This is a genomic window from Chishuiella changwenlii, from assembly GCF_900142565.1.
In the GTDB taxonomy this organism is placed as follows: domain Bacteria; phylum Bacteroidota; class Bacteroidia; order Flavobacteriales; family Weeksellaceae; genus Empedobacter; species Empedobacter changwenlii.
The window spans coordinates 165,263-173,226 of sequence record NZ_FRBH01000009.1 but is presented as its reverse complement, the minus strand read 5'-3'; the positions used below and the strand labels follow the sequence as shown (position 1 = coordinate 173,226).

Sequence of the window (7,964 nt, the reverse complement as noted above, 5' to 3'; positions counted from 1 at the left end):
TTCTAACTTCTAACTTCTAACTTCTAACTTCTAACTTCTAACTTCTAACTTCTAACTTCTAACTTCTAACTTCTAACTTCTAACTTCTAACTTCTAAATCCTGATAAACCTTGCGGATAATTCCATCGGATAAACCAATTTTAGGAACATGTATCTTTTTAGCATGAGACCATTTTAAAACATTGTTGTAAATTTCTAATGCATACACAACAACATCTGCACGGTCAGGTTTCATATTATAATTTTGCATTCTTTCTTCTGCTGTCATTGTTTGCAAAATCTGATACTGTCTTTTAACATATAAACTACTAAGAGGTAAACCTAATTTTACACCAGAATATTTATAAATGTGATTAATGTTTCCACCAGAACCAATTAACTCTATTGGCTCTTTACCAATATTTTCATCAATCCAATGTTTCATTTCTACAAAAGTTGTAGGATCTACTTTACCTTCTAATAAACGAACAGTTCCAACCTCAAATGATTTTGAAGAATAAACCTTTCCTTCTTTTAAAAGCGTTAATTCTGTGCTACCTCCACCAACATCAACATATAAATATGTTTTTTCATCTTTAATAAAATCTCCCAATTCAGTATTAAAAAGTAATTCAGCTTCTGTTTTACCATCAATAATTTCAATGTTGATACCAGACTTTTTCAAGACTTTTTTTACAACATCTTTTCCGTTTTTTGCTTCGCGTGTTGCAGAAGTAGCATAAGCTTTGTAAACTTCTATATCATACACTTTCATCATTAGTGCATAAGAAAGCATCGCGTCGCAAATACGTTCTGTATTTTTTTCAGAAATTTCACCATCAATAAAAACGTCTTGCCCCAAGCGGATAGGCATCCTAACAATGCTTGTTTTATTAAAAATAGGAGCTTTTCCTTCTTCTTCATAAACGTAATTAATCAATAATCTCATGGCATTAGAACCAATATCAATCGCGGCTAATTTTCTAATCTTCATTTTCTTCTTGGTTGTTTAATTTTAAAAAATAATCATAAGTTGTGTATTGAGATCTATTTGGAGGTAAATCATTTCTTTTATATGCTAAGCTAGATTTTGCAGTAATTTGTCTACCTTTTACATTATCTTCAAAACTAATGTCAAAAGTATCCATAATAATTTTCTTTAACTCTGGATTGTAAATTGGACATGCAACTTCTACACGGCTATCTAAATTTCGTTCCATCATATCAGCAGAAGAAATATAAACTTTATCATCGCCAGCATTCTTAAACCAATAAATACGTGGGTGTTCTAAAAACTTATCAATAACACTAACACATTGTATGTTTTCTGAAAGATTTTTAACCTCTGGAATAAGACAGTTAATACCTCTAATAACTAAACGAACTTTTACACCTTTCTGCGAAGCTTTGTACAACAAATCAATCATCTGTTTGTCGCTTAAGCTATTTAATTTCATGTTGATTTCTGCTGGCAATCCTGCTTGATGATTTTTAATTTCTTTTTTAATCATCTTCACAATCTTTTTTCGTGTACCATGCGGAGAAACTAATAAATGATAATAGTTTTGGTTAAGATAATTAGCTCCAAAGAATTTAAAAATTTGTTCTACTTCTTTTGTTATACCTGGATTGGTTGTAAAATAAGTGTAATCTGTATATGCTCTTGCAGTTCCTGCATGGAAATTTCCTGTGCTTATAAACACATATTTTTCTGCTAAATCACCATCTGGCTTACGTTCTATGTAACCAATTTTAGAGTGAACCTTTAAACCAGGAACACCAAAAATAACATTTACGCCAGCTTCTTGTAATTTTCTAGACCACATGGCATTGTTAGATTCATCAAAACGAGCACGAAGTTCTAAGACCGCTGTAACTTCTTTTCCATTCATTGCGGCATTAATTAATGAACGCATAACTTGCGAATCTTTCGCAACACGATAAATGGTAATTTTTATTTTTGTTACTTTAGGATCTATAGCGGCTTCACGTAAGAATCTAAGCAAAAGAGAATAGTCATGATAAGGCGCCATGATCATTTCCTCTTTTTCAGTAAATGACTGAAAATAGCTTGTGTATTTTAAAGGATTTTTTAAAGCTATAGGTTTTATCTTTTCGTATGTTAATCCAGGAATTCCAAAAGTTGGAAAACTCATTAAATCTCTTTTGTTATGGTATTTTCCACCTGGATTTATACTATCATATTCATCTAAGCGTAATTTCTTTAGAAAGAATTTTAAAGTATCTTCTGCAATTTCTGCGTCATAAACTAAACGGACTGGAACTCCTTTTTTTCTATTCTCTAAACTATGTACAACTTTTTCTAATAAACTATGTTCTAAATCGTTATCAAAATTTAATTCACTATCTCTTGTGATTTTAATGGAATGAGCTTCAATTGATTCGAAATCAAATATTTTGAAAATATCTTTTAAATGAAAACGTATAATATCTTCCAAGTACATGACATACGTTTTATCGTCTTTTTTAGGTAGAACAATAAAACGAGGAAATAGGTGAGAAGGGACAATTAAAATTGCATATTGTACTTTATCTTTTAATTGCATTTTTATCGCTAGATAAAAAGAACCATCTCTTAAAGATGGTACTTTTTTGATATCATCTAAAATAAAAACACCTACTGTATGAATAAATTCACTGTAAAAGTATTCTGAAATAAAATCTAAATAATTGTCTGGAATACTTTTATCATCAATAACATAAATCTGATGTTCTTCTAATTCCTTAAAAAGTTTTTGATGTAATTCATCATATTGTATACGTTGTTGGTAGACAATTTCATTAATTTCTTCTATTAATTCTTCATCTGTTTGATCTGCAACAATATTATGATAAACTTTTTCTACATCTTTAAACTGAATTGATCGTAAAATTGTTGAATAACGTACAGAATAAAACTCATCTAAATTATTGGAATAAATTCCTAAAAAACGAATTCTTTCTGATAAAGGAACGGTTTCATCGGCTGCTTCTTGCAATACACGAGCATTGAATGATAACCAACTAATTTCTCTATTAATATATTTTTTCATTTAATTTCTTTCGGTACAATAATTTTTATGGTTTTACCTTTGTTTATATATTTCCAATTGTCATTATCAAATTGAATCCAAACAAATCCTGAAGTAGGAAGATTGTATATAATATCATTTCCTAATTGATTTGTAAGGTCAGTAAAGGCGGGATTGTGACCAAAAATAAGAACATTTTCGTATTCATTGTCTATTTTCCTAATCCAATCATCTAAAATAAAACTAGAAAACGTATAAAGCTCTTTTATTAACTCTACATTTTGAGAGGGGAAAAGTATTTCGTTTACAATTACTGAAGTCTCTTTTGCTCTCGTTGCATTAGAGGAAAAAATTTTGTCGAATTGTAAGGATAATTTTTCCTTTAAATAAGTTGCTACTCTTATTGTTTTTGTTTCTCCTGTAGATGAAATCGAACGAAATTGATCTGAAACATTTTCATCCCATCTGCTTTTAGCGTGTCGCATTAAGAATAGATTTTTCATAACGTTTAGATTTTGGTTAATAAAAAAACAGTAATTAAATCTAATCATTATTTAACGAATAGACTTAATTACTGTTTACTTTTTTCGAAGAATGGGGTTAAATTTCTCCTTCGAAACTATTAAAATCACTTTTTACCCAATCTGGTAATTCAATAGATTTTTTTTCTTCCATATCATACATTACTTGTGTACTTCTTCCGATACAATGTATAATATCTTCGTTGTTTTTTCCTTTACTAGTTACGATATATTCAAAATCGAAACTCTTATTACCTAACTTAGATACACGAACACCAATACGTGGTTCTATTGCATCTGGACGTAATTCTATCTGGTAATCTGCTTCCATATGTGCAATAACAAACATATGCCTTGTCCATTGCCATTTTTTACTAGCAGCCATCATATAATAAGCTCTACCAATCTGAAAATATTCGAAATAGTAAACATTATTTACATGACCAATAGGATCGTAGTCGCTCCATCTTGGTTCTAAGCTTTTGAAGAATTTAAAATTTTCTATACTCATTTTTTGTGTTTTTTAAATGTTATTTTAATCTTCTGGATTTGGGTCTATAAACTCGTATTTATACAATTTAACTAACCAAAAGAAAAAGGAGAATAGGATAGGACCAAATACAATTCCAATAAATCCGAATAAATTTAATCCAACAATTACTCCAAAAATAGTGATTAAAGGATGTACATCTGCCATCTTTTTCTGTAATAGTAATCGAATTACATTGTCAGATAATCCAACAATAATAAAACAATATAGTAAAAGACCTATAGCATTTGCAGTATCTCCTTTTGTCAACATAAATATTCCGATAGGAACATATATTATTGCAGCCCCAACTACTGGTAGCATTGCAGCAAAAATTGTAAGAACAAACCAAGTAAAAGAGCTATCAACACCAAAAATTAAATATCCAATATAGGCTACAATAGCTTGTAAAAAGGCTGTTAATGGCATTCCGACAGCATTAGAAATAATTAAATCTCTTAAGTCGCTGTTCATTTTCTTTAGATTTTCTACTTTAAACGGAAGTATCTTATAAAACCAATTTACAAGTTTTACATGATTCATCAACATAAAGTACAGAATAAGAAATGCTACACCAAGTTGTAAAGTCATATCCATGGATGCATTTACAGTTTTTTCTAATATACTTCCTCCAACTTGTGTTAACTTCTCAATATTTGTTGCACTAAAAACATCGACATTAAATTTTGTTTGCAACATTTTAACTGTTTCATTAATGTCACTTTTAACTTTCTCTGTATCGTTTAAAATAACAAGAACTTTATTTGTTAGCATTTGTATCACTAGATAAACTGGTGCAATAATTAAAATTGCACTAATTGACATCAATACAATAACACTAGGTAACTTCTTCCATTTCTTGTTATCGGTTAACCATCTTAATGGCTTTAGTAATAAAACGTATAAACACAAAGCACCCAAAAAGCCAGGAAAGAATCCCAGAAGGTTTTTAGCGATTAAAGAAAAAACAATAAGTATTACTAGAATAAAAAGAATTTGTAATAATATATTGTTTGATAAATAGTGTTTTTTTATATTCATATAAGTCAATTTTTAAATAATAAATTTTTAGTTTTAATATCAAATTGAATGCTAAAAATCGTGATTTTATACAAATTTTGATAATTTTTTTCTAACTATTTTTTATTGAATTAGTTGAGAGATTAATTTTTTTAACCTAAACTCTAAAATACCTAAATATATGTTTCAAAATAACATATCCGATATAAATTTTATCCTTTTTTAATTATTGTATTAATAATTTCTAGAAAAGTAAGATATTTAAAAACTCAGGAATAGATAAACTTCTAAAAAACAAATCATTTTATTTTGAAATGTAAAGCAGTAGGTTTAGATTTGAAAATCTTTATAAAAAATAATAATTAACAAAGAAATACATGTTTAAACAACTTTTATTAACCGCTTCACTTGCATTCTCTACATTTTCTTATGCGCAAGTAACATCTATGATTAATGACAAGAATTCTGATGCTTCTACTAAAGTTTATGGAATGGCATTTTTAACAGATGCAACGAAAGCGAATGAAAAGTATAATTTTATTTTAGAAAATCAGGCAGCTATTCAATTTGCAAAACCTTTATTAGAATATGGTTTTCAGGCATCTAATGCACAAGCAGAAGAGAATGGATTAATGATTTATGTTGTAAAAGATAAAAAAGTTGTAGACCAATGGTTGGCTAATCCTACTTTTTATAATGTTTTTCATGATGGAATTCCTTATTCTTTTAATGCAGATAATTTAGCAGTACTTGCAGATAAGTATCCGTTAATTTATAAAGAAGAAAAGCGTCAATATAAAAATGAAAAAGAGTATAAAAAAGAGAGAGATGCGCTTTATCGTGATCCCTACAATTTAATTATTGTTGAGCCAGATTTTACTTATGAAGGTTATTTTGAAATTCAGTTTCCAAAAAACGAACAGTTTAAAAATACTGAAGCAATTGATGCATATTTACGTCCATTAATAGAAAAAAATTCAAAGAAAAAATTTGATATTAATTATGCTTTATCTGAAAAGAATATCTTAGATCGTAATCAATTTACAATGACAATTGTTAGTGAGGAAAATGTTTACAAGAAATTAAAATTAGATAATTTAGAAAAAGGAGCGTGGCAGACTTTGCCTTATGAAGCTTATATTTACAAAAAGAATAATTAAGAGTATACCTTTAAAGACCATTTTTTTAATCCTTTTAAAAAGAAAATTAGCTAAATAATAAATATAATATTTGAAAGAATAAACACGTTCATTTATATAAAAAAAGGTCGGAAATATTTTCCGACCTTTTTGTTTTTTTTATTTCTTTTGAATTGAAACTAATTTTGATGTTTCTCTACAAACATCAAATACGAAATCGTATTTTTTAGTTTGATCTTTACTTTCATAATTCGCGATGTATTCTCTACATGGAACTTGATCTTTTTTAGAACGATCAAAATCAACTTTACTTCTTTTAAATAATTCTTTTTTTAAGAATGTTGAATCTAAACTTTCAGCTTTTAAAAAAGCCTGAGCTTCAGGAGATATAGATAACTTTTTTGAATAAGCTTCATCTAATACTCTAGCATTTGGAAAATAGTTGCAAGAAAAGGCGCGTGGTCCGAAAGCCATAGCTACGAAAACCATTCCTATTCCGACACCTAGCAAATACTTCATAAATCTTTGCGAAAACGTCATATAATCAATAAATTAATATCGTGAAAAGGTAAATCAAACCAATCACATAAATTCTTTTTTACAATTCTACCTTTGTACAAATATACACCATTTCTTATAGTTTTATCTGTTTGTACCACATTAGAAAAACCAGATTCTTCTGAGATTTGTTGTAAATAGGATAGAAAATAATTACTTAACGCTTTCGTAGACGTACGTGCAACACGAGAAGTTATGTTAGAAACTGCATAATGAATGATATCATTCTTTACAAATGTTGGGTTGTCGTGTGTAGTTAATTCAGATGTTTCAAAACATCCTCCTTGATCTATACTAACATCAATAATTACAGCACCCGACTTCATATTTTCTACCATAGTTTCTGTCACAACACAAGGTGTTCTTGTTTCGCCACGTAATGCACCAATTGCTAAATCGCAACGGCGTAATGCTTTTCCTAATTCTTTAGGATCTATTGTAGAAGTTGATACACGTTGACCTATATTCTGTTGTAATCTTCTTAATCTGGTTAAAGAGTTATCAAAAACTCTTACAGAAGCGCCAAGCCCTAGAGCTGTTCTTGTTGCGTTTTCTGCAACTGTACCTGCGCCAAGAATAACAACTTCTGTTGGTCTAACTCCAGTTACACCACCCATTAATATTCCATTTCCACCGTTAGATGAGCTCATTAATTCACTTGCAACTAAGATGGCAGTTGTTCCTGCAATTTCACTTAATAAACGAACAACAGGTAAATGATTTTGTTCATCTCGAATAAATTCGAAACCAACAGCATCTACACGTTTTGAGATTAATTTCTGAAAATATTCTCGTTTTAATGTATTTGCTGGGACAGATGAAATAATTAATGCATTAGGTTTTATCCATTCTATTTCCTCCAAAGTTAATGGTCCAACTTTTAAGATAACAGGCTTTTCAAAAACGGCTTGTGTATTATATGAAATTTGTGCACCAGCTTCAGAATATTCTTTATCAGTATAGTTTGCACCTTCTCCAGCACCAGTTTCTATGGTAATCATGTGACCACAATTTACCATTATTTCTACTGCATCTGGAGAAAGACAAACTCTTTTCTCTTGATTATTTGTTTCTTTAGGAATTCCAATATCAAATCGTTCCTTTTTATGCGGAACCTCTAATCGCTCTGTTTGAGTAATTAGTTCTTCTTGCGAAAAAGGTGTAAATATGTTTTTACCTTCCATAC

General features: G+C 29.2%; 8 protein-coding genes. 1 reads left to right on the top strand and 7 read right to left on the bottom strand.

What is annotated here, in order from left to right; genetic code table 11:
- Nucleotides 1-79 precede the first annotated feature (79 nt).
- The 5 genes from BUA86_RS12520 to BUA86_RS12500 form a co-directional block, all read right to left on the bottom strand.
- A complete protein-coding gene (locus BUA86_RS12520) occupies nucleotides 80-973 on the bottom strand; it encodes a Ppx/GppA phosphatase family protein (RefSeq protein WP_072933152.1) in 894 nt (297 codons plus the stop codon).
- Entirely contained in the window at nucleotides 963-3,032 is a 2,070-nt protein-coding gene (gene ppk1 / locus BUA86_RS12515) for a polyphosphate kinase 1 (protein WP_072933151.1), read from the bottom strand. Before ppk1 ends, BUA86_RS12520 begins: the two co-directional genes overlap by 11 nt.
- On the bottom strand, nucleotides 3,029-3,514 hold the full coding sequence (locus BUA86_RS12510; protein WP_072933149.1) for a SixA phosphatase family protein: 486 nt from the start codon (nucleotides 3,512-3,514) through the stop codon (nucleotides 3,029-3,031). The genes ppk1 and BUA86_RS12510 overlap by 4 nt, the downstream gene beginning before the upstream one ends.
- A gap of 97 nt (nucleotides 3,515-3,611) precedes the next feature.
- Nucleotides 3,612-4,043 (bottom strand): acyl-CoA thioesterase, encoded by a 432-nt coding sequence (locus BUA86_RS12505; RefSeq protein WP_072933147.1) that lies wholly within the window; start codon nucleotides 4,041-4,043, stop codon nucleotides 3,612-3,614.
- A 24-nt stretch (nucleotides 4,044-4,067) separates the two neighbouring features.
- A complete protein-coding gene (locus BUA86_RS12500; protein ID WP_072933145.1) occupies nucleotides 4,068-5,102 on the bottom strand; it encodes an AI-2E family transporter in 1,035 nt (344 codons plus the stop codon).
- A gap of 356 nt (nucleotides 5,103-5,458) precedes the next feature.
- Here BUA86_RS12500 and BUA86_RS12495 point away from each other — a divergent pair, with 356 nt between their 5' ends.
- Nucleotides 5,459-6,241 (top strand): hypothetical protein, encoded by a 783-nt coding sequence (locus BUA86_RS12495; protein ID WP_072933144.1) that lies wholly within the window; start codon nucleotides 5,459-5,461, stop codon nucleotides 6,239-6,241.
- Nucleotides 6,242-6,379: 138 nt separating this feature from the next.
- Here the strand turns inward: BUA86_RS12495 and BUA86_RS12490 are convergent, their stop codons facing one another.
- Nucleotides 6,380-6,739, bottom strand: a complete 360-nt coding sequence (locus BUA86_RS12490; RefSeq protein WP_143147321.1) for a hypothetical protein — start codon at nucleotides 6,737-6,739, stop codon at nucleotides 6,380-6,382.
- Between the two features lie 17 nt (nucleotides 6,740-6,756).
- Entirely contained in the window at nucleotides 6,757-7,962 is a 1,206-nt protein-coding gene (locus BUA86_RS12485) for an alanine dehydrogenase (protein ID WP_072933140.1), read from the bottom strand.
- Nucleotides 7,963-7,964: the final 2 nt, after the last annotated feature.